This window comes from Streptomyces sp. NPDC087428, assembly GCF_044744085.1.
Classification (GTDB): Bacteria; Actinomycetota; Actinomycetes; order Streptomycetales; family Streptomycetaceae; genus Streptomyces.
Genome location: NZ_JBIUXR010000012.1, coordinates 36,676 through 57,876 on the forward strand (window position 1 = coordinate 36,676; position 21,201 = coordinate 57,876).

At 73.2% G+C, this 21,201-nt stretch carries 25 protein-coding genes; 21 read left to right on the forward strand and 4 right to left on the reverse strand.

Annotated elements, in window-relative coordinates:
* Positions 1-30: 30 nt before the first annotated feature.
* The 7 genes from ACIO3R_RS25370 to ACIO3R_RS25400 all read left to right on the forward strand — a co-directional run bounded on the left by ACIO3R_RS25370 (position 31) and on the right by ACIO3R_RS25400 (position 5,900).
* Complete coding sequence (locus tag ACIO3R_RS25370; protein WP_385028670.1) at positions 31-399, forward strand: holo-ACP synthase; 369 nt, start codon at positions 31-33, stop codon at positions 397-399.
* A gap of 88 nt (positions 400-487) precedes the next feature.
* Positions 488-1,963 (forward strand): NAD(P)H-hydrate dehydratase, encoded by a 1,476-nt coding sequence (locus ACIO3R_RS25375; protein WP_385028667.1) that lies wholly within the window; start codon positions 488-490, stop codon positions 1,961-1,963.
* 51 nt (positions 1,964-2,014) lie between these two features.
* The gene (locus ACIO3R_RS25380; protein ID WP_385028664.1) at positions 2,015-2,413 is read left to right on the forward strand and encodes a DUF488 domain-containing protein; all 399 of its coding nucleotides are present in this window, start codon (positions 2,015-2,017) and stop codon (positions 2,411-2,413) included.
* A 75-nt stretch (positions 2,414-2,488) separates the two neighbouring features.
* Entirely contained in the window at positions 2,489-3,655 is a 1,167-nt protein-coding gene (gene alr / locus ACIO3R_RS25385; protein WP_385028661.1) for an alanine racemase, read from the forward strand.
* A gap of 121 nt (positions 3,656-3,776) precedes the next feature.
* Positions 3,777-5,027 (forward strand): alpha/beta fold hydrolase, encoded by a 1,251-nt coding sequence (locus tag ACIO3R_RS25390; RefSeq protein ID WP_385028658.1) that lies wholly within the window; start codon positions 3,777-3,779, stop codon positions 5,025-5,027.
* Positions 4,996-5,574 (forward strand): tRNA (adenosine(37)-N6)-threonylcarbamoyltransferase complex ATPase subunit type 1 TsaE, encoded by a 579-nt coding sequence (gene tsaE, locus ACIO3R_RS25395; RefSeq protein ID WP_402108941.1) that lies wholly within the window; start codon positions 4,996-4,998, stop codon positions 5,572-5,574. The genes ACIO3R_RS25390 and tsaE overlap by 32 nt, the downstream gene beginning before the upstream one ends.
* 149 nt (positions 5,575-5,723) lie before the next feature.
* Positions 5,724-5,900, forward strand: a complete 177-nt coding sequence (locus ACIO3R_RS25400; RefSeq protein ID WP_385028652.1) for a hypothetical protein — start codon at positions 5,724-5,726, stop codon at positions 5,898-5,900.
* A gap of 105 nt (positions 5,901-6,005) precedes the next feature.
* Here the strand turns inward: ACIO3R_RS25400 and ACIO3R_RS25405 are convergent, their stop codons facing one another.
* On the reverse strand, positions 6,006-6,587 hold the full coding sequence (locus ACIO3R_RS25405) for a hypothetical protein (protein WP_402108944.1): 582 nt from the start codon (positions 6,585-6,587) through the stop codon (positions 6,006-6,008).
* Between the two features lie 142 nt (positions 6,588-6,729).
* Here ACIO3R_RS25405 and tsaB point away from each other — a divergent pair, with 142 nt between their 5' ends.
* Genes tsaB through ACIO3R_RS25425 form a run of 4 tightly spaced genes read left to right on the forward strand, consistent with a single transcriptional unit; the run spans position 6,730 to position 9,267 of the window.
* Positions 6,730-7,377, forward strand: a complete 648-nt coding sequence (gene tsaB / locus ACIO3R_RS25410) for a tRNA (adenosine(37)-N6)-threonylcarbamoyltransferase complex dimerization subunit type 1 TsaB (RefSeq protein ID WP_385028743.1) — start codon at positions 6,730-6,732, stop codon at positions 7,375-7,377.
* Positions 7,374-7,892 (forward strand): ribosomal protein S18-alanine N-acetyltransferase, encoded by a 519-nt coding sequence (gene rimI / locus ACIO3R_RS25415; RefSeq protein WP_385028646.1) that lies wholly within the window; start codon positions 7,374-7,376, stop codon positions 7,890-7,892. Before tsaB ends, rimI begins: the two co-directional genes overlap by 4 nt.
* Positions 7,892-8,992 carry a tRNA (adenosine(37)-N6)-threonylcarbamoyltransferase complex transferase subunit TsaD gene (gene tsaD / locus ACIO3R_RS25420; RefSeq protein WP_385028643.1) on the forward strand — a complete coding sequence of 367 codons (1,101 nt, stop codon included), beginning with the start codon at positions 7,892-7,894 and terminating at the stop codon, positions 8,990-8,992. The genes rimI and tsaD overlap by 1 nt, the downstream gene beginning before the upstream one ends.
* Positions 8,989-9,267, forward strand: a complete 279-nt coding sequence (locus ACIO3R_RS25425) for a hypothetical protein (protein WP_402108949.1) — start codon at positions 8,989-8,991, stop codon at positions 9,265-9,267. The genes tsaD and ACIO3R_RS25425 overlap by 4 nt, the downstream gene beginning before the upstream one ends.
* Here ACIO3R_RS25425 and ACIO3R_RS25430 read toward each other — a convergent pair.
* Entirely contained in the window at positions 9,212-9,919 is a 708-nt protein-coding gene (locus ACIO3R_RS25430) for a TetR/AcrR family transcriptional regulator (protein ID WP_385028637.1), read from the reverse strand. The two genes, ACIO3R_RS25425 and ACIO3R_RS25430, sit on opposite strands and share 56 nt — an antisense overlap.
* Before the next feature lie 133 nt (positions 9,920-10,052).
* Between ACIO3R_RS25430 and ACIO3R_RS25435 the strand changes: the two genes are divergently transcribed.
* The 6 genes from ACIO3R_RS25435 (at position 10,053) to ACIO3R_RS25460 (ending at position 14,966) form a co-directional block, all read left to right on the forward strand.
* Entirely contained in the window at positions 10,053-11,540 is a 1,488-nt protein-coding gene (locus ACIO3R_RS25435; protein ID WP_402109262.1) for an MFS transporter, read from the forward strand.
* A 42-nt stretch (positions 11,541-11,582) separates the two neighbouring features.
* Positions 11,583-11,939 carry a YciI family protein gene (locus ACIO3R_RS25440; RefSeq protein WP_385028631.1) on the forward strand — a complete coding sequence of 119 codons (357 nt, stop codon included), beginning with the start codon at positions 11,583-11,585 and terminating at the stop codon, positions 11,937-11,939.
* A gap of 78 nt (positions 11,940-12,017) precedes the next feature.
* Positions 12,018-13,286, forward strand: coding sequence for an RNA polymerase sigma factor (locus ACIO3R_RS25445; RefSeq protein WP_402108952.1), 1,269 nt, complete (start codon positions 12,018-12,020; stop codon positions 13,284-13,286).
* Positions 13,287-13,350: 64 nt separating this feature from the next.
* Positions 13,351-13,821 carry a VOC family protein gene (locus ACIO3R_RS25450; protein WP_385028628.1) on the forward strand — a complete coding sequence of 157 codons (471 nt, stop codon included), beginning with the start codon at positions 13,351-13,353 and terminating at the stop codon, positions 13,819-13,821.
* Positions 13,822-13,882: 61 nt separating this feature from the next.
* Positions 13,883-14,548 carry a hypothetical protein gene (locus ACIO3R_RS25455; protein WP_402108955.1) on the forward strand — a complete coding sequence of 222 codons (666 nt, stop codon included), beginning with the start codon at positions 13,883-13,885 and terminating at the stop codon, positions 14,546-14,548.
* Positions 14,549-14,600: 52 nt separating this feature from the next.
* Positions 14,601-14,966 carry a hypothetical protein gene (locus ACIO3R_RS25460; RefSeq protein WP_385028622.1) on the forward strand — a complete coding sequence of 122 codons (366 nt, stop codon included), beginning with the start codon at positions 14,601-14,603 and terminating at the stop codon, positions 14,964-14,966.
* Between the two features lie 107 nt (positions 14,967-15,073).
* On the opposite strand, the gene ACIO3R_RS25465 is transcribed toward ACIO3R_RS25460, so the two are convergent.
* Positions 15,074-16,321, reverse strand: coding sequence for a methyltransferase domain-containing protein (locus ACIO3R_RS25465; protein WP_402108958.1), 1,248 nt, complete (start codon positions 16,319-16,321; stop codon positions 15,074-15,076).
* Positions 16,322-16,436: 115 nt separating this feature from the next.
* On the opposite strand from ACIO3R_RS25465, the gene ACIO3R_RS25470 reads away from it, so the two are divergent.
* The 4 genes from ACIO3R_RS25470 (at position 16,437) to groL (ending at position 20,016) form a co-directional block, all read left to right on the forward strand.
* Entirely contained in the window at positions 16,437-17,477 is a 1,041-nt protein-coding gene (locus ACIO3R_RS25470) for a polysaccharide deacetylase family protein (protein ID WP_402108961.1), read from the forward strand.
* Positions 17,474-17,833 carry a hypothetical protein gene (locus ACIO3R_RS25475; protein WP_402108963.1) on the forward strand — a complete coding sequence of 120 codons (360 nt, stop codon included), beginning with the start codon at positions 17,474-17,476 and terminating at the stop codon, positions 17,831-17,833. Before ACIO3R_RS25470 ends, ACIO3R_RS25475 begins: the two co-directional genes overlap by 4 nt.
* Before the next feature lie 149 nt (positions 17,834-17,982).
* Positions 17,983-18,291, forward strand: coding sequence for a co-chaperone GroES (gene groES, locus ACIO3R_RS25480; protein WP_328904430.1), 309 nt, complete (start codon positions 17,983-17,985; stop codon positions 18,289-18,291).
* Positions 18,292-18,393: 102 nt separating this feature from the next.
* Positions 18,394-20,016 carry a chaperonin GroEL gene (gene groL / locus ACIO3R_RS25485; RefSeq protein ID WP_385028610.1) on the forward strand — a complete coding sequence of 541 codons (1,623 nt, stop codon included), beginning with the start codon at positions 18,394-18,396 and terminating at the stop codon, positions 20,014-20,016.
* Between the two features lie 122 nt (positions 20,017-20,138).
* Here the strand turns inward: groL and ACIO3R_RS25490 are convergent, their stop codons facing one another.
* Positions 20,139-21,167, reverse strand: coding sequence for a hydroxyacid dehydrogenase (locus tag ACIO3R_RS25490; protein ID WP_402108965.1), 1,029 nt, complete (start codon positions 21,165-21,167; stop codon positions 20,139-20,141).
* Positions 21,168-21,201: the final 34 nt, after the last annotated feature.

Here is a 21,201-nt window from a genome sequence, read left to right on the forward strand (position 1 = left end):
AAGTGAGCGGGCAGTCGTGAGGGGACGTACGTGATCATCGGGGTCGGGATCGACGTGGCGGAGATCGAGCGGTTCGACGCGGCGCTGGAACGCACGCCGCAACTGGCCCAACGCCTCTTCCTGGAGAGCGAGTTGCTGCTCCCTGGCGGTGATCGGCGCGGGATCGCCTCACTGGCCGCCCGGTTCGCCGCCAAGGAGGCCCTCGCCAAGGCGCTCGGCGCGCCCGGCGGACTGCTCTGGACGGACGCCGAGGTGTACGTCGAGGAGACCGGGCAGCCCCGCCTGCGGGTGAGCGGCACCGTCGCCGCCCGCGCCGCCGAACTGGGCGTGCGGCAGTGGCACGTGTCGCTCAGCCATGACGCGGGGATCGCGTCGGCCGTGGTGATCGCGGAGGGCTGATCGCGGAGGGCTGCGCGCGGGGCCCGATCCGGCCCCCGGCGCGCCCGTCCGCGTGCCGAGGACGGGCACCTCTGCGTACGTTGGAGCCATGCGTACCGCCTACAGCGTCTCGACCGTACGGGCTGCCGAACAGGCCCTCATGGCACGGCTCCCGGAGGGTGCGCTGATGCAGCGCGCCGCCGCAGGGCTCGCCGCCGTCTGCACCGATCTGCTGCGGCGCGGCGGCCGGGTCTACGGGTCCCGCGTCGTCCTCCTCGTCGGCAGCGGCGACAACGGCGGCGACGCGCTGTACGCGGGCGCCCGGCTCGCCCGGCGCGGGGCCGGTGTGCTGGCCGTGCGGGTCGCGCCCGGCCGGGCCCACGAGGGCGGCAGCGCGGCGCTGCGCGCGGCGGGCGGACGGGTGGTGGACGCCGACGCGGGCCCGGCGGAGGGCCGGCACCGCGACTGGGGGCGCCGGGTCGACCTCGTCGTCGACGGGATCACCGGCATCGGCGGGCGCGGCGGACTGCGCCCGGCGGCCGCCGCACTGGTGGAGCAGTACACGGCCCACGGGGCACCCGTCGTCGCCGTCGACCTGCCGAGCGGTGTCGAGGCCGACACCGGTGAGGTGCGGGGGGACGCGGTCCGCGCCGACGCGACCGTCACCTTCGGGGCGTACAAGCCGGGGCTGCTCGTCGACCCGGCCGCGGAACGGGCCGGGGCGCTGCACCTCGTCGACATCGGGCTGGGCGCCGAACTGCCGGACGTGCCGGAGCTGGAGGCGCTCCAGTACGCGGACGTGGCCGCGCTGCTCCCCGTGCCGGGCGCCGAGAGCGACAAGTACCGGCGCGGCGTCGTCGGCATCGTCGCCGGGTCGGCGCGCTACCCGGGCGCGGCGGTGCTGGCCGTCTCCGGGGCGCTGCGCGGCGGCGCCGGTGCGGTGCGGTACGTCGGTCCGGGGGCGGACGCGGTCATCGCGCGGCATCCGGAGACCCTGGTCCACGCGGGCCCGCCGTCGAAGGCCGGACGCGTGCAGGCCTGGGTCGTCGGGCCGGGGCTCGGCGACGGCACGGACGCCGTCGAGGCGGTCTCCGACGTGCTGGCCGCGGACGTCCCGGTGCTGGTCGACGCGGACGGGCTGAGGCTCCTGGACGCCGCCGCCGTACGGGCGCGCACCGCCCCCACCGTCCTCACCCCGCACGCCGGGGAGGCCGCCGCGCTGCTCGGCGTCCCCCGCGAGGAGGTCGAGGCGGGGCGGCTCGACGCCGTACGCGCACTCGCCTCCCGGTTCCGTGCGACGGTCCTGCTCAAGGGCTCGACGACGCTGGTCGCCACCGACGCTCCGCACACCCCCGTGCGGGTCAACCCGACCGGCACCTCCTGGCTGGCCACCGCGGGCAGCGGCGATGTCCTCTCCGGGCTGACCGGCTCGCTGCTCGCCGCCGGTCTCGCCCCGCGCGACGCCGCGTCCGTCGGCGCCCACCTCCACGGCCTCGCGGCCCGGCACGCCTCGGACGGCTCCCCGGTCGCCGCGCAGGACGTCGCGGAGGCGATCCGGGCGGCCTGGCGGGACGTACGGGCCTGAGCGATGCTGGGAGCGGAGGCGGGGACGGCGGCAGCGAGGGAGTGAGCGGTCGTGGGCGGCAGCGGTGACGGTGACGGTGACCTGCGCGTACGGCGGGTGTACGACCCGCGGGAGGACGGCGACGGCATCCGCGTCCTGGTCGACCGGCTCTGGCCGCGCGGTGTCGCCAAGGAGCGCGCCGCGATCGACAAGTGGCTCAAGGACCTCACCCCGTCGAGCGAGCTGCGCTCCTGGTACCACGAGGACCGCACCGGCACCCGCTACGACGACTTCGTCGACCGCTACCGCGCCGAACTGACCGACCCCGCGCACACCGCCGCCGTCGGCGAACTCGTCGCCCTGGTCCGCGACGGCGGCCCGGTGACGCTGGTCACGGCGGTCAAGGACGTCCCGCACAGCCACGTACCGGTGCTCGTCGACCACCTGGAACACGAGCTGCGCCACGGCTGACGGAAGCGGCGGCGCGCACCCTGCCGCCACCGGTGCCCGCGGGCCGGGCCGTACGGCTCTGAGACACTGGGCGCGATGAACGAGACCGCGTCCTTGAGAGCCCGTGCCGAGATCGACCTCGCCGCACTCCGCGCCAACGTGCGCGCGCTGCGTGCCCGAGCGTCCGGCGCGCAGCTCATGGCCGTCGTCAAATCCGACGCGTACGGACACGGCGCGGTGCCCTGCGCCCGTGCCGCGCTGGAGGCGGGCGCCACCTGGCTGGGCACCGCCACCCCGCAGGAGGCGCTCGCCCTGCGCGCGGCGGGGCTCGGCGGCCGGGTGATGTGCTGGCTGTGGACGCCCGGCGGGCCCTGGCGCGAGGCGATCGAGGCCGATGTCGACGTCTCGGTGAGCGGGATGTGGGCGCTGCGCGAGGTCACCGCCGCGGCCGCGGAGGCGGGCCGCCCCGCCCGTATCCAGCTCAAGGCCGACACGGGCCTCGGGCGCAACGGCTGCCAGCCCGCCGACTGGCCCGGACTCGTCGCCGCCGCCCGCACCGCCGAGGAGGCGGGCACCGTCCGGATCACCGGCCTCTGGTCCCACTTCGCCTGCGCGGACGAGCCCGGACACCCCTCCATCGCCGCCCAGCTTGACCTGTTCCGCGACATGGTGGCGCACGCGGAGAAGGCCGGTGCCGAACCCGAGGTCCGGCACATCGCCAACTCCCCGGCGACACTGACCGTCCCCGAGTCGCACTTCGACCTGGTGCGGACCGGGATCGCCATGTACGGCATCTCGCCCAGCCCGGAGCTGGGCACCCCGGCCGACTTCGGACTGCGTCCGGTGATGACGCTCGCCGCGTCCGTCGCCCTGGTCAAGCAGGTGCCGGCCGGGCACGGCATCAGCTACGGGCACCACTACACGACGTCCGGGGAGACCACGCTCGGCCTGGTGCCGGTGGGGTACGCGGACGGCATCCCGCGCCACGCCTCCGGCCGGGGCCCGGTCCTGGTCGGCGGCGTCCGGCGGACGGTCGCGGGCCGGGTCGCCATGGACCAGTTCGTCGTCGACCTCGACGGGGACGTGGTCGAGGAGGGCAGCGACGCCGTGCTGTTCGGCCCCGGGGACCGGGGCGAGCCGAGCGCGGAGGACTGGGCGCGGGCGGCGGACACCATCGCGTACGAGATCGTCACCCGGATCGGCGGCCGGGTGCCGCGCGTCTACCGGGACGGGACGGCGGACGGCAAGTCGGCCGGGTCCTGAACGCGGAAGCGTTTCCGACCGGGCACGATCTGAGCATGATCGGAAGACCGGAACGGACCGGATCGGATCCGCTCCGACCAGCCCTGACCTGACGGACACGACCCACGAGGAGCGCGGCACGGTGAGCGAGATCAGCGCGGGGGACGCGATGGCGACGGCCGCTTCGACGGTCGGCTGGCGCCGGGCGGGGATCGCCGGGGCCGCCATAGGCGTGATCGCGGCGGGTGCGGCCGCCGGTGTCGCGGTCGAGCGGCTGACGGTCGGCCGCGGGATGCGGAAACGGGCCAGGCTGGCGCTGGACGCCACCGGGCCGTACGGCTCGCTGCGCGGCCTGCCGGGCCGGGCCACGGCCGACGACGGCACCGAGCTGTACTACGAGACCGACGAGATCGAACCCGGCGGCGGCACCGGCACGGGCGGTACGCCCCCCGGCACCGGGGCCGGTCCGCGCCGGCGCCGGCTCTTCGGGCGCAAGGCCCCCGCCCCCGTCACGGTCGTCTTCAGCCACGGCTACTGCCTCAGCCAGGACTCCTGGCACTTCCAGCGTGCCGCCCTGCGCGGCCTCGTGCGCACGGTCCACTGGGACCAGCGCAGCCACGGCCGCTCGGAACGCGGCCGGGCCCAGGCGCAGGGCGTCCACGTCGGCATCGACCAGCTCGGCCGCGACCTCAAGGCCGTGATCGACGCGGCCGCGCCCGAGGGCCCGCTGGTGCTGGTCGGGCACTCCATGGGCGGCATGACGATGATGGCGCTCGCCGACCAGTACCCGGCCCTGTTCCGCGACCGGGTCGTCGCCGTCGCCTTCGTCGGCACGTCGAGCGGGAAGCTCGGCGAGGTCAGCTTCGGGCTGCCGGTGGCGGGCGTGAACGCGGTACGGCGCGTGCTGCCCGGGGTACTGAAGGCGCTCGGCTCGCAGACGGAGCTGGTGGAGCGGGGGAGGCGGGCGACCGCAGACCTGTTCGCGGGGCTGATCAAGCGGTACTCGTTCGGTTCGCGGGACGTGGACCCGGCGGTCGAGCGGTTCGCCGAGCGGCTCATCGAGTCCACGCCGATCGATGTGGTCGCGGAGTTCTACCCGGCCTTCACCGAGTACGACAAGAGCGGCGCGCTGCCCCTGTTCCGCGAGGTCCCGGTGCTGATCCTGGCGGGCGACAAGGACCTGGTGACGCCCAGCTCGCACAGCGAGGCGATGGCGGACCAGCTGCCCGACGCGGAGCTGGTCATCGTCCCGGACGCCGGGCACCTGGTGATGCTGGAGCACCCCGAGACGGTGACGGACCGGCTGGCCGACCTGCTGGTGAGGGTGGGGGCTGTGCCGGAGTCATCTAACGTTGGCGGGCATGGAAGCACCGCACAACAGCCCGGCGGCTGAGGTCGCCGAGGGCACCGGGCCGGGCACCGTCACCGTGAACCTGGCCGTCGAGTCCCCCGAACAGATGCAGGCCCTGGGCCGCCGGCTCGCCGGCGTGCTGCGCCCCGGCGACCTCGTGATGCTCACCGGCGAGCTCGGCGCCGGGAAGACGACCCTGACCCGCGGCCTCGGCGAGGGCCTGGGGGTGCGCGGCGCCGTGACGTCCCCCACGTTCGTGATCGCCCGCGTCCACCCGGCGCTCGGTGACGGCCCGGCGCTCGTCCATGTCGACGCCTACCGCCTGGGTGGCGGGCTCGACGAGATGGAGGACCTGGACCTTGATGTGTCGCTGCCGGATTCGGTGGTGGTCGTCGAGTGGGGCGACGGCAAGGTCGAGGAGCTGGCGGAGGACCGGCTGCGGGTGCTCATCCACCGCGCGGTCGGTGACACGGACGACGAGCGGCGCGCGGTGACACTGGTGGGCGTGGGCGCACGCTGGTCGGTACTGCGGCTCGCGCCGTGGGCCCCGTGGGTGGTGGACGGGGACAACGGGCCTGGTGAGGCCTGAGAGACCGTCGGGTGCCCGCTGGGCGCAGACGCTTTCCGACACGGTGTCGGTAAATTGTTGCGCGCGGCGGGGCGGGCGTGGTGACATGGAGGGCGAGAGCAGGTTAGGTCTGCCTAACGTGCCTTCCACCGGAGCCCCAGGAGGCGTCCATGCCGACATCCGAGCACGAAGTGCGGCAGCCGCCGCGGGCGGTATCGATGCGGGATCTGCTGGCCGCGGGGGCGGCGGCGATCGCGGTGTCCACCCCGCCGGGTGCGGTGCGGCCGGGGGCCGCCGTGGCCGCCGCGCCACCAGAGGGCGCGCCCTCTGCCCCTGACCGGGCCTGACGCTCATCGAGCCGGTCCGGCACCTTCAGCCCGTCCGGCGTGTGAGGACGTCTTCGAGCTCGGGCCGATCGGGCCGGGCTCGGACTGAAGGTGCCCGGCTCGGTCCTACGGGACCACGACCACCTTCGCGCCGACCGTGGCGAACGTCCACACCGCGTTGCCGTCCGCACGGGACATCCGTACCCCGCCCGCCTTCAGCGTCGGGTCCGGGCTCTCCATCGAGCCGTCCTGCGCGGCGCTGAAGCCGATGGCCACGTCGTCGGTCGTCGCGAACCGCACCACGTGCTCGATCGGGACCCCGTCGGAGCCGGTGACGGTGCCGGAGCGCGAGGTGACCTGGTACGTCCCCGGAAGCGCGCTGACCGCGCTCGGCATGACCTTGAAGGTCCGCGTCGACTTGTCCTTCGCGTCGACCAGCCACACCCGCCGGTCGCCCAGCGCGTACACCACCCGCATCCCCGTGCCCGAGGAGGCCGGAACCGCGAGCGGGTCCTTCTTGGGCTTCGGCTTGGCGTGGCCCGTCCCGGCGGACGCGCTGCTGGACGCCTTCGGCTTGGGGGCGACGGTGTCGGGGGCGTTCGCCGATGCCTGGTAGGCGAGGAGGCCGACGACGACTACGGCCGCCGCGGTGAGCGCGGCCACGATTCCTGAGCTGCCCCTTGCCACCGTGCGCGCCTCTTTCGCCATTGGGTTGTCGTACAAGCGTTTACACGTACTCCGCGTATACCCGGTGACGGTAGCAGCCGGGGCCCCCGGTGCCGGGACGCCGTACGGGGCGCGGTCGCCGCCCGCGCGGGAGCCGTAGGCTGTTTGCGTGCTCTTGCTCGCTATGGATACCGCCACCCCTGCCGTCACCGTCGCCCTGTACGACGGGACCCGTGTCGTCGCCGAGTCCGGTCAGGTCGACGCCCGGAGGCACGGGGAGCTGCTGCTGCCCGCCGTCGACCGGGTCCTCGCCGCCGCCGGGGTGAAACTCGACGCCGTGACGGACGTGGTCGTGGGCGTCGGCCCCGGCCCGTACACCGGGCTGCGGGTCGGCCTGGTGACGGCCGCGACGTTCGGGTCGGCGCTGTCCGTGCCCGTGCACGGACTGTGCACCCTGGACGGCCTCGCGTACGCCGCCGGACAGGCCGGCCTGGAGGGACCGTTCGCCGTCGCCACGGACGCCCGCCGCAAGGAGGTCTACTGGGCGCGGTACGAGGACCCCCGCACCCGGACCGGTGAACCCGCCGTCGACCGGCCCGCCGACATCGCCGAGCGGCTCGCCGGGGTCCCCGTGGTCGGCGCGGGCGCGGTGCTCTATCCCGACGCGTTCCCGGACGCGCGCGGCCCCGAGCACGTCGCGGCCGGTGCGCTCGCCGCCCTCGCCGCCGAACGCCTCGCCGCGGGCGCCGAGCTGCTGCCGCCGCGGCCGCTCTACCTCCGCAGGCCCGACGCGCAGGTCCCGAAGAACTACAAGGTGGTCACGCCGAAGTGACCACCGCGACCGCTGTACTGCGCGAGATGCGCTGGTGGGACATCGACCCGGTGCTCGGCCTCGAACACGAGCTGTTCCCGGAGGACGCCTGGTCACCCGGCATGTTCTGGTCCGAGCTGGCGCACGCCCGCGGCCCGCGGGCCACCCGCCGCTACGTGGTCGCCGAGGACCCGGTCACCGGCCGGATCGTCGGGTACGCGGGACTGGCGGCGGCCGGCGACCTCGCCGACGTACAGACGATCGCCGTCTCCCGCGACCACTGGGGCGGCGGCCTCGGCTCCGAGCTGCTGACCGATCTGCTGAAGCACGCCACGGCCTTCGAGTGCGCCGAGGTGCTCCTTGAGGTCCGGGTCGACAACACCCGGGCGCAGAAGCTGTACGAGCGCTTCGGCTTCGAACCGATCGGCTTCCGCCGCGGCTACTACCAGCCGGGCAACATCGACGCGCTCGTCATGCGCCTGCACGTACACGAAGAGGACGTACAGGCGCCCGTACAAGAGACAGAGACTGACTGATGGCTGACGAACCGCTCGTACTCGGCATCGAGACCTCCTGCGACGAGACCGGCGTCGGCATCGTCCGCGGCACGACGCTGCTCGCCGACGCCGTCGCGTCGAGCGTCGACACGCACGCGCGCTTCGGCGGCGTCGTCCCGGAGATCGCCTCCCGCGCCCACCTGGAGGCGATGGTCCCGACCATCGAGCGCGCCCTGAAGGAGGCCGGGGTCAGCGGCCGCGACCTCGACGGCATCTCCGTCACCGCCGGTCCGGGGCTCGCGGGCGCCCTGCTCGTCGGCGTCTCGGCGGCCAAGGCCTACGCGTACGCGCTGAACAAGCCGCTGTACGGGGTGAACCACCTGGCCTCGCACATCTGCGTCGACCAGCTGGAGCACGGCCCGCTGCCCGAGCCGACGATGGCGCTGCTGGTCAGCGGCGGCCACTCCTCGCTGCTGCTGGCGCCGGACATCACCAACGACGTACGGCCGCTGGGCGCGACCATCGACGACGCGGCGGGCGAGGCCTTCGACAAGATCGCCCGGGTGCTGCACCTCGGCTTCCCCGGCGGCCCGGTCATCGACCGTCTCGCGAAGGAGGGCGACCCGAAGGCCATCGCGTTCCCGCGCGGTCTCAGCGGCTCGCGCGACCCCGCGTACGACTTCTCCTTCTCCGGCCTGAAGACCTCCGTCGCCCGCTGGATCGAGGCGAAGCGCGCGGCCGGCGAGGAGGTGCCGGTACGGGACGTGGCGGCGTCCTTCCAGGAGGCCGTGGTGGACGTCCTCACCCGCAAGGCCGTCCGCGCCTGCAAGGACGAGGGCGTCGACCACCTGATGATCGGCGGCGGAGTCGCGGCCAACTCGCGGCTGCGGGCCCTCGCCCAGGAGCGGTGCGAACGGGCCGGCATCCGGCTGCGGGTGCCGCGCCCCGGACTGTGCACCGACAACGGCGCGATGGTCGCGGCCCTGGGCGCGGAGATGGTGGCCCGCAACCGGCCGGCCTCCGACCTGGAGCTGTCGGCCGACTCCTCGCTGCCGGTGACCGAGACCCACGTACCGGGCGCCCACGCCCACACGCACGATCACGTGCACGAGATCAGCAAGGACAACCTCTACTCATGAGCGGTACGGCGGTCGCCCTGATGTGGGAGGCCCGCGCCACCGACGGCCGGGGCGCGGAGCTGCTGGCGTGGGCGCGGGCCCGTGCGGCCGAGCTGGCGCGGCCGCCGCTGCGCAGCGAGCTGCTGCGCGCCCCGCAGGACCGGGTGCTGGTCATCACCTGGTGGGAGGGCGCGTACGGCGACGAGCTGCCGGAGCTGCCCGAGCCGGACGCGGGGATCGTCACCCGGCCGGTGCACCGCTGGCGCTTCGAGTCCCTCGGGCCAGCAGACCGGTGACGATCGCGTCCAGCTCGTCCACCACGTCGTAGTCGGCGGCGTACGCGCGCCAGTCGTCCTTGATCGCGGTGAGGCGGGGCAGCTCCGCCGCGTCCGCCTCGGTGACCATGTCGGGGAAGTACCGCGTGGACGGCGGGTGTGCGGCGCGGCGGTCGGCAGCCCTGCGGAAGACCAGGTCGCCGTAGACGTAGCTCCAGATCGTCCGGTAGGCGCGTACCGCCTGCCCGGGGGAGAGGCCGCAGGCGAGGGCGCAGTCGATGATCTCCTCGACCATCCACAGCGCGTTCCGGTCGGTCAGCTCGCCCAGCGCCAGGATGTCGAGCACCCAGGGGAGCTGCCCGAGGATCCCGTGCATGTGCGCGGCGACGGCGGTCAGCCGCTCGCGCGGGTCTTCGGGCAGTTCCGGGCGCGGGAAGGCGGCCGCGGTCCCGGACAGGGTGAGCATCAGCAGCTCGTCCTTGTCCTGGACGTAGTGGTAGAGCGCCATCGGGGTGGAGCCGAGCTCCTTCGCCACCCGCCGCATACTCAGGGCGTCCAGGCCCTCTTCCTCGATGATGCGGCGCGCGGTGGCGACCATGGCGTCCGGGTCGAGCCTGCGCGGGCGCCCCACGGACCGCTTCGACCCCGGCGGTTTCTTCTCTGTCCCTGACACCCGGTCATTGTCCCCTCCCGTTCCGCCGCGTTTCGGCCGGGCTTCTCGCCCTCTATTTTCTATACGCGTATAGTAATCCTCGACCGAGTGACCGCGAAGGAAGGGGAAGACCGTGAACGACCAGTCACGGCAGATGCGTTGGCTACTGCTGGTAGCCCTCGTCGTGCAGTTCATGGTGGCGCTGGACATGTCGGTGGTGAACGTCGCGCTGCCCGACATGCGCGCCGGTCTCGGCTTCTCGGCCGAGGGGCTCCTGTGGGTCGTGAACGCCTACGCGCTCGCCTTCGGCGGGCTGCTGATGCTCGGCGGACGCCTCGCGGACCTGCTCGGCAGCCGGCCGGTGCTGACGGGCGGCCTGGCGCTGTTCGGCGCGGCGAGCCTGGCCGGGGGCCTCGCCCAGTCGCCCGGGGCGCTGATCGCCGCGAGGGCGGTGCAGGGCGTGGGCGCCGCCGCGCTCGCCCCGGTGGCCTTCGCGCTGATCGCCATCGCCTTCCCGGCCGGACCGGAGCGCTCCCGCGCCCTGGGGCTCTGGGGCATGGCGGGCGCGGCGGGCGGCGCGGTCGGGGTGCTGGCCGGCGGGGTGCTCACGGACGCGGCGGGCTGGCGTGCGGTGATGCTCGTCAACGTGCCGATCGTGGCCTTCGCGCTGATCGCCTCCCTGCGCACCGGCCCGGTCTCCGGCCCGGCCCGGACCGGCGCCCGGCTCGATGTGGCCGGGGCGCTGCTGGCCACCGGCGGCACGACACTGCTGGTCCTCGGCCTGGTCGGGACCTCGTCGCACCCCTGGGGCTCGGCCAGGACCCTCACCACGCTCGGGGGCGCGGCCCTGCTGCTGGCCGCCTTCGTCGCCGTCGAGCTGCGGACCGCGTCACCGCTGCTGCGGCCCGGCCTGCTGAAGGGGCGGCCGGTCCTGACGGCGAACCTGTTCTGCCTGCTGCTCAGCTCGGGGCAGTTCGCCGCGTTCTACTTCGTCTCGCTCTGCCTCCAGCAGGTGTTCGGCTACGGACCGACCGCCGCCGGAGCCGCCTTCCTGCCGTTCTGCGTCGGCGTCGTCATCGGCTCGGTGATCGCCACCCGTACGGTCGCCCGGCTCGGCACCCGGCGGCTGCTGGCGACCGGGGGCGTCCTCGCCGCGCTCGGCATCGCGGGTTTCGCGGCCACCGCGCGGGCGGACGGCACCTTCCTCACGTCGATCCTGGGCCCGTCGCTGGTCGCGGCCATCGGCATCGGGATGTGCTTCGTACCGCTCGGCACCGCGGCCACGACCGATGTCGTGCCCGGGGAGACCGGCATGGCCTCCGGTCTGCTGAACAGTTCCCGTCAGGTGGGCGGCTCACTCGGACTCGCGGTCCTGGTGACGGTCGCCGCGCGGGTCACCGGGGGAGCGACGGGCCGGGACGAGCTGGTCCAGGGCTACGCGGCCGCGTTCTGGGTCGCCGCCGGGCTGCTCGCGGCGGCGGCCCTGGCGGCGCTGGTGCTGCTCCCGCGCGAGCGGGGAGCCGGGACGGCGGCCACTCCCGGAACCGGCTCGGCGGGCGTCCCGGTGGCCGGTCCGGAGAATTCCCAGAAGAATTCCGCGGGAGGTGTCGATCCGGCCGTGGCCCGTTCGACGCAGGGGTGAGAGCCGGGGAGAGCCCCCGCCCTCCCGACCCGAGGAGTCACCATGCCGCGCTTCATGTCACTCATCCGCATCGACGAGCGGGCCGCCGCCGACTTCGAGCCCGATCCCGACCTGGAGAAGCGGATGGGCGCCCTGTTCGAGGAGATCAGCAACGCCGGGGTGATGCTGGAGACGGCCGGTCTCGCCCCGACCTCCCAGGCCACCCGCGTCCACTGGTCCGGGGGCAGGATCAGCTGCACCGACGGCCCCTTCACGGAGACCAAGGAGGTCGTCGGCGGGTACGCCATCCTCCAGTGCAAGGACAAGGAGGAGGCGCTGGAGTGGACCAGGCGCTTCCTCCAGGTCCACCCGGAGTCCTGGAGCGTCACCTCCGAGGTCCGCGCCATCGACGAAGGCTGAGCAGCAGCCGAAGCCGTACCCGGGGAACCGGCCCGGCGCGCTTGCCGGGGCCCTGAGCGGCTGCTCTGATGGGTGGCCGTGACGGCAGCGAGCGCGGTTGAGGCGGTTTTCAGGATCGAGTCCGCGCGGATCATCGCCGGTGTCGCCCGGATCGTCCGGGACGTGGGCATCGCCGAGGAACTCGCGCAGGACGCGCTGGTCGCCGCGCTGGAACAGTGGCCGGAGTCGGGTGTCCCGGACAACCCGGGAGCCTGGCTCATGGCCACCGCCAAGCACCGCGCCATCGACCTCGTGCGCCGCCGCGAGACGTACGCCCGCAAGCTGGCCGAGATGGGCCGCGACCTCGACGGGGCGGCCCGGGGCCCGGAGCCCGGCCCGGCCGATCCGGACGACATCGACGACGACCTGCTGCGGCTGATCTTCACCTCCTGCCATCCGGTGCTCTCCACCGAGGCACGGATCGCCCTCACCCTGCGGCTGCTGGGCGGCCTCACCACCGAGGAGATCGCCCGCGCCTTCCTCACCTCGGAGCCCACCGTCGCCCAGCGGATCGTCCGGGCCAAGCGGACGCTCGGCCGGGCCGGCGTCCCCTTCGAGGTGCCGTACGGACCCGAGCGCGCCGCCCGGCTCCGGTCCGTGCTCGAAGTCATCTACCTCGTCTTCAACGAGGGCTACGCCGCGACCACCGGGGACGACTGGCTGCGCCCGGCGCTCTGCGAGGACGCCCTGCGGCTGGCCCGGGTGCTGACCGGCCTGATGCCGCGGGAGCCGGAGGCGCACGGACTGGCCGCGCTGCTGGAGCTCCAGGCCTCGCGCACCGCCGCCAGGACCGGACCCGACGGCGCGCCGGTGCTGCTCGCCGACCAGAACCGGGCCCGCTGGGACCGGCTGCTGATCCGCCGCGGCTTCGCCGCCCTGCTCCGGTCGAGCGAGACGGCGGGGGCGGCGGGGCAGGCCCTGGGCCCGTACGCGCTCCAGGCCGCGATCGTCGCCTGCCACGCACGGGCGGCACGGTACGAGGACACCGACTGGGCCGCCATCGCGGCGCTCTACGACCGCCTCGCCGCCCTGACCCCGTCCCCGGTCGTCGAGCTCAACCGCGCCGTCGCCGTCTCCATGGCCGAGGGCCCGGCGGCCGGTCTGGTCCTGGTCGACGCGCTGGCCGAGGACCCCGCCCTCAAGGCGTACCACTTGCTGCCGAGCGTCCGCGGGGATCTCCTGGTCAGGATGGGGCGTACGGACGAGGCGCGCGCCGAGTTCGTACGCGCGGCGGAGCTGACCCGCAACGAGCGGGAACGGGCGATGCTCCTGGACCGGGCGACGCTGCTCGACCGGGCCGGCCGATGAGTTCCCGGCCCGCGACCGGTCTACCCTGCACGACCGTCCGCACCACCGCGTGAGGAGAACGACCATGCAGAAGATCACCACGTTCCTGTGGTTCGACCACAACCAGGCCGAGGAGGCCGCGGACCACTACATCTCGGTCATCGGCGGCGACTCCCACGTCGTGGACGTGACCCGCTGGGGCCCGTCGTCACCCGGCGAGGCGGGCGCCGTGATGACCGTACGGTTCCGGCTGGCGGGCACCGAGTACATCGCCTTCAACGGCGGCCCCGAGTTCCCGTTCAACGAGGCCGTCTCGCTCTCCGTGGACTGCGAGTCGCAGGAGGAGGCGGACGCGCTCTGGGACAAGCTCACCGCGGACGGCGGACAGGAGAGCCAGTGCGGCTGGCTCAAGGACAAATTCGGCGTCTCCTGGCAGATCATCCCGCCCGGCCTCGGCGAGGCCCTGACCGACCCGGACCCGGACAAGGCGGCCCGCGCCATGAAGGCGATGCTCGGCATGAAGCGGCTCGACGTCGAGGCCCTGCGCAACGTCTGAGCTCCCGCCCCGGCGAACGGTGGCGCAGGGCCGTGCCCGCCCACTCGGTAGGGTCGCGCGCATGTCCCGCCGTTCAGCGCTGCCCCCGCCACCGCCGCCCGTGGAGATACGCACCTGGCCCGACCGGGGAGCACTGCTCGCCGACCGGGCCCTGATCCTGGGCGAGTTGGTGAAGGCGCACCTGGGGCCGGCCCGGCTCGGAATGCTGTGGCTCTGGGGCGGGCTCGGGGCGCTCGGGTGGTCGCTGGTCGGCACGGCGCTCATCACCTTCGAGGAGTCGTACGACATCTTCAGCGCGTTCTTCGGCGTGGTCTTCCTCGTCCTGGGCGTGTGCTGCCTGGTGCCGGCCGTCGTCCTCGTCGCCGTCGGGCTGCGCCGCGACCGCAGGGTCCGCCGACTGCTCACGCAGTGGGGCGAGTTGGACCGAGACACGGTGGGCGACCGGGTGCTCAGGCTGCCCGGCACGAGCCTGGTCTGGCTGCTGGGCTCCTTCCTCCTGTGCGCGTTCGGGCTGTACGCCTGCGTCGCGGTTCCGGCCGGCGCGGTCCGGGGCGACGACACCTACGGCCTGGTGGCCCTCGTCATGGGCCTCGGGTTCATCGGCTGGCTCATCGGGCTCATCGGTGCCACCAAGGCCTTCCTGCACCGGCGTTGGGTGCTCCGGGTACTGATCGGGACGCCCGCGCCCACGCCGCTGATCTCCTCCGGCGGCGGGGTGCGCCGCTGACTCCGGCCCTATCCTTGGCGCGTACACGAAGGACTCAGGGGGAGGACTGCTCATGGAGTGGTACTGGTGGTTGCTCATCATCTTCTGGACGGGCGGATTCGGCTGGCTGGTCGACAACGGCCGTACCGCGCTGCGCAATCGGCACACGCGCAAGCTGGAGCTGCTGGAGGCCGACCGGCAGGAACGGCTTGCCGTCGAGGCGGCGCACAAACCGCCGGAGCCGGTCTGCGGCTGCACGCACCACCTCGCCAAGCACGACAAGCAGGGCAAGTGCCATGAGCGGGTCGAGGTGCCGACCGCCTGGGACGAGCAGAAGAAGCCGGTCCGCTTCGAGTCGGGGCAGTGCAACTGCCAGCAGTACGTGGGCCCGCAGCCGCTCTCCCAGGTGTACGCCGACGACCTGACCGACCTCGCGTAGACCCCGGCCCCGGCCTTCGGCTCCCGTCCTCAGCCCCGGTCTTCGGCCCCGGTCTTCGGCTCCCGTCCTCAACCTCGTTCTTCGGCTCCGGACTTCGGCTCCCGTCCTCAGCCCCGGCCGGCCTCCGGGCCGGTCACGGGGTGGCCGATCAGCATCGTCGGCGCGTCCGCGACGCGGGTCAGGAAGACGGTGGCCCGGTTCGGGCCCTGGAGCTTCATCTTCCGTCGCAGCTCCTCCGGTTCGACCGGTGAGCCGCGCTTCTTGACCGTCAGGACGCCGACCTTCCGCTCCCGCAGCAGCGCCTTCAGCCGCTTCATGTTGAACGGGAGCTGATCGGTGATCTCGTACCCGGCGGTGTACGGGGAGTCGTACAGCTCGTCGCTCGTGACGTACGCGATCATCTCGTCGATCAGCCGGCCGCCGCACCGGCTCACGATGTCGGCGACCAGATGGGCCCGGATCACCGCGCCGTCCGGCTCGTACAGATAGCGGCCGACCGGTCCGACCGGCGGGGCGGGCAGCACGGCCGGGGCCGCCAGGGTGGCGCCGGACGGGAGCAGCGTGGCGCGGTACGAGCCGGCCTCGAAGCCCTCGCCGAACCAGAGCACCGCCTCCTTCACGTCGCCGCCGTCCGAGATCCACTCGGCCTCCGCCTGCGGGCCGATCGCCTCGTGCGGGACTCCCGGGGCGATCTTCAGCGCCGCCCTGGGGGCCTTCAGCGCGGCGGCGGTCGCCCAGGAGAGGGGCGGGGAGTAGGCCTCCGGGTCGAAGATCCGGCCGCGGCCGCCCCGGCGGGCCGGGTCGACGAACACCGCGTCGTAGGGCGAGGTGTCGATCTCCGTGACATCGGCGCACCGCACCTCGATCAGCGCGTCCAGGCCGAGCGCGGCGGCGTTGGCCCTGGCCACCTCGGCGGTCAGCGGGTCGCGGTCCACGGCGAGGACGGAGATCCCGGCGCGGGCCAGCGCGATGGCGTCCCCGCCGATGCCGCAGCACAGGTCGGCGACGCTGCGCACCCCGGTGCCCGCGAACCGTCCGGCGCGGTGGGCCGCCACCGAGGTGCGGGTCGCCTGCTCCACCCCGTTCGGCGTGAAGAACATCCGGTGCGCGTCCCGCGCGCCGAACTTGGCCACCGCCCGCTGCCGCAGCCGGGCCTGCCCGAGCGCCGCGGAGACGAGGCCGGCCGGGTGGGTGCGGCGCAGCCGGGTGGCGGTGGCGAGTTCCGTGGCGGGGTCGTACGACCGCAGCTCGGCCAGCAGCCCGGCGCCCTCCGGGGTGCGCAGAGCCAGGAAGCCGGCGAGGGGGTCGGGGGCGTCGGGCGGGCCGGTCGGGGCGAGAGCGTTCACCTGCCCCATTGTGAGCCAGCCGGGGGACCGTGCGGGCCCGGTGGCGGTGTCGGCCCGGGAGCCCGATCACGTGCTGGCAGTATGCGGCGCCATGCAGCTTGTACGACAAAAGGAAGAATCCACCATGAAGAGCCGCAAACCGGGACAGGCGGAGCAGGCGGGGGCGGAGCAGGCGCGGACGCAGGCGGAACCGGTGCCGGGCGGGCCGGTGCGGAGCGGGACGGGACGCGGGCGGGGATACCTGCGGCGCCGGCCCGGTTACGCGGTCCTGGCCGCGCTCCTGGTCGCCGCGGTCGGCTCCGGCTGCGCGGCCGGGACCGACAGCCGCACCACGACCGGGGCCGGGCCGGGAGCCGGGGCCCTCGCCGGGCAGCCGGGCGGCCCGGCCGGGAACGCGGGGGCGGCGGGCACCCGCGCCGCACAGGCCGAGAAGGCGCGCCTCGCCCAGGCCGCCCGCGCGGTCGCCGCCAAGAAGTGGGGCCTGGCGAGCACGCCGCTGGCCGCCCCCGTCCCGCCCGCCGTGAAGCCGCACATCACCACCCGCAAGGGCTTCGAGGTCGAGGGCGGTGACGACTCGCTGCCGCCGGTCTTCACCACGGTCCCGACCGACAAGAAGATCGTCTTCCTGACGATGGACGACGGGGACGACAAGGACCCCGAACTGCTGAAGATGATGTCGGACCTGAACATCCCGTACAGCGCGTTCCTCAGCGACTACCTGGTGAGCGACGACTACGGGTACTTCAAGGACGCGCAGTCCCGCGGTGTCACCCTCAACAACCACACGCTCAACCACCGCTATCTGCCCGGTCTCTCCTACGGCGAGCAGAAGCAGGAGATCTGCGACCAGCAGGACATCATCGAGAAGCAGTACGGCGAGCGCCCCCGGCTCTTCCGGCCGCCCTACGGCAACTACAACGGCGACACCCTCCGGATCGCCAAGTCCTGCGGCATCACCGCCGTGCCCCTGTGGTCGGAGGAGGCCTTCCCCGACCACATGGAGTGGCGGGAGGAGGACCAGGACCTGCACCCCGGAGACATCATCCTCACGCACTTCCGCGGCAAGAAGGACTGGAAGGGCTCCATGCCCGACCTGGTCCGGGCCGTCATGAAGGTCATCACGGACAAGGGATACGCCGTGGCCCGGCTGGAGGACTACGTATGAGAAGGGCGCACCGGCTGCTGGCCGGACTGCTGGCCGCCGGTGCGCTCCTGACCGCCACCACCGGCTGCGCGCAGTCGGTGGACCCGATCGAACGGCTGGGCCGCAAGGCCGCGCAGCGGGTGAACCGGCCGCCGGGTCCGGCGGCGGCGCGGCCGGCGGCGGTGCACGGTGACCACGGGGCGCCGGGTTCGGTGGTCGTCGTCGCCTGCGGCCGGCCGCAGGGGTCCGGAACGGTCGGGAGGGGCCGGGCGTTCTCCCTGTGGCAGGGCCGGTTCGAGCCGGGTCCGGGCCTCGACGTCGAACGGCACGGACGCCACGAGGGGCGTGAATTGGCACTCCGCTTGACCGAGTGCTAATCGCGGTCATAGTCTCAGTGCTGGCACTCCCCACTGGAGAGTGCCAGCAGTACTGTGCGACCGGCAGGTCCGGCACCCGCGACGACGGGCCCACCTGGTCGCCCACCAAAGACTGTTAACCCCGTGAGATCTCCGAAGGGGGAGACCGGATCGTGTCGACCAGCTCCAAGGTTGCGATCAAGCCGCTCGAGGACCGCATTGTGGTCCAGCCGCTCGACGCCGAGCAGACCACGGCCTCCGGCCTGGTTATTCCGGACACTGCCAAGGAGAAGCCCCAGGAGGGCGTCGTCCTGGCCGTTGGACCGGGCCGCTTCGAGAACGGCGAGCGCCTTCCGCTCGACGTCAAGACCGGCGATGTCGTGCTGTACAGCAAGTACGGCGGCACCGAGGTGAAGTACAACGGCGAGGAGTACCTCGTTCTCTCGGCTCGCGACGTGCTCGCGATCATCGAGAAGTAATTCACCCACGTTTGCTTCTGTTCTGCGCCCCTGGCCCCCTGCGAAATAACTAGCCGGGCGGCGAGGGGCGCAGTTCTTGTTTTGAGAGGACAGTTCAGCTCCATGGCGAAGATCCTGAAGTTCGACGAGGACGCCCGTCGCGCCCTCGAGCGCGGCGTCAACAAGCTTGCCGACACGGTGAAGGTGACGATCGGCCCCAAGGGCCGCAACGTCGTCATCGACAAGAAGTTCGGTGCGCCCACCATCACCAACGACGGTGTCACCATCGCGCGCGAGGTCGAGCTGGACGACCCGTACGAGAACCTCGGTGCCCAGCTGGTGAAGGAGGTGGCGACCAAGACCAACGACGTGGCGGGTGACGGTACGACCACCGCCACCGTGCTCGCTCAGGCGCTCGTCCGCGAGGGCCTGCGCAACGTGGCCGCGGGTGCGTCCCCGGCCGCCCTGAAGAAGGGCATCGACGCCGCGGTCAAGGCCGTGTCCGAGGAGCTCCTCGCGACCGCCCGTCCGATCGACGACAAGTCCGACATCGCCGCCGTGGCCGCGCTCTCCGCGCAGGACAGCCAGGTCGGCGACCTCATCGCGGACGCGATGGACAAGGTCGGCAAGGACGGTGTCATCACCGTCGAGGAGTCCAACACCTTCGGTCTGGACCTTGAGTTCACCGAGGGCATGGCCTTCGACAAGGGCTACCTGTCCCCGTACATGGTGACCGACCAGGAGCGTATGGAGGCCGTCCTCGACGACCCGTACATCCTGATCCACCAGGGCAAGATCGGCTCCATCCAGGAGCTGCTGCCGCTCCTGGAGAAGGTCATCCAGGCCGGTGCCTCCAAGCCGCTGCTGATCATCGCCGAGGACGTCGAGGGCGAGGCCCTGTCGACCCTGGTCGTCAACAAGATCCGTGGCACCTTCAACGCCGTCGCGGTGAAGGCCCCGGGCTTCGGTGACCGCCGCAAGGCCATGCTCGGCGACATCGCCACCCTCACCGGTGCGACCGTCATCGCCGAGGAGGTCGGCCTCAAGCTCGACGGCGCCGGTCTCGACGTGCTGGGCACCGCCCGTCGCGTCACCGTCTCCAAGGACGACACCACCATCGTCGACGGCGGCGGCAAGTCCGACGAGGTCAAGGGCCGGGTCAACCAGATCAAGGCCGAGATCGAGGCCACGGACTCCGACTGGGACCGCGAGAAGCTCCAGGAGCGCCTGGCGAAGCTGGCCGGCGGTGTCTGCGTGATCCGCGTCGGTGCGGCCACCGAGGTGGAGCTCAAGGAGAAGAAGCACCGTCTGGAGGACGCCATCTCCGCGACCCGCGCCGCGGTCGAGGAGGGCATCGTCTCCGGTGGTGGCTCCGCTCTGGTCCACGCCGTCAAGGTCCTTGAGGGCAACCTCGGCAAGACCGGCGACGAGGCCACCGGTGTCGCGGTCGTGCGCCGCGCCGCCGTCGAGCCGCTCCGCTGGATCGCGGAGAACGCGGGCCTCGAGGGCTACGTCATCACCTCGAAGGTCTCCGAGCTCGACAAGGGTCAGGGCTTCAACGCCGCGACCGGCGAGTACGGCGACCTGGTGAAGGCCGGCGTCATCGACCCGGTCAAGGTCACCCGCTCCGCGCTGGAGAACGCCGCGTCCATCGCGTCGCTGCTGCTCACGACCGAGACCCTGGTCGTCGAGAAGCCGGCCGAGGAAGAGGCCGAGGCCGGTCACGGCCACGGCCACTCGCACTAGCGGGTAGCTCTCCGCGCAAGCGGTGAGGCCCGGTACCCCGAGAGGGGTACCGGGCCTTTCGCGTGGCCGGCCTTGCCGTTCGAGCCCCTGCGGCGCTTGAACGGAGGTCCCCGGCGCCCGGGTTACGCCGAGCGGGACAGCGCGTCCCCGTGGACCGGGTCCGCGAACGGGCGGCCGGCCGCGAACCGTTCCAGCTCGTCCAGCGCCTGGTCCGCCATCCGGTGCAGCTCATTGCCGAGCGAGCCCGCGACATGCGGAGTCAGCAGCACGTTCGGCAGGTCGTAGAACGGCGAGGACGCACGAGGCGGATCGGGGTGCGTCACATCCAGCACCGCGTGCAGCCGGCCGCTCGTCAGCTCGGGAAGCAGCGCGTCCTCGTCGACCAGCGAGCCCCGCGCGGTGTTGATCAGCGTCGCGCCCGCCGGCATCGCCGCCAGCTGGGCGGCACCGATGAGATGGTGTGTCTCCGGAAGCTGCGGGGCGTGCACCGAGACCACGGAACTGCTCGCGCACAGCTCGTCGAGCGTGCTGAGACGGGCACCGAGCGCCGAGGCCCGTTCCGCTCCGACGTACGGGTCGTACAGCAGGACGTCCAGGTCGAAGGGGCGCAGCAGCTCGATCACCCGGCGCCCGATGCGGGAGGCCCCGACGATGCCGACCGTACGGCGGTAGTTGCCGGAGCCGTCCAGCTCCGCGAGCCAGTCGTGGTCGGCGCGCAGGGCGCGGTAGCGGTCCGCGGAGTGCAGGACGCGCTTGCCCGCGAAGAGGATCGCCGCGAGGGTGAACTCGGCGACCGGCAGGGCGTTGGCCCCGGCCGCGGAGGTGACGGCGATGCCGCGTTCCCAGCAGGCGTCGGTGATGTGGTGCTTGACCGAACCCGCCGCGTGCACCACCGCGCGCAGCCGCGGCGCGGCGGCCAGCACCGGTGCGGTGAGCGGCGTCGCGCCCCAGCAGGTGAACAGCACCTCGGCCTCGGCGAGCGCGGCGGCCACCTCGGGCGTCGGCTCGGCCAGGTCGTGGGCGACGAGACGGGTGTCCGTACGGGTGAGGGCGGCCAGCCGGGTGTGGTGGCGTTCGGCGAGGAGGCGCCCGGCGATGCCGGGGCCCATCGCGAGCAGGGCCCTGGGCCGGTTGTCAGTGGCGTGCGGCATGGTGGAACTCGTACTCCTCGGGGCTCGCGTGGAC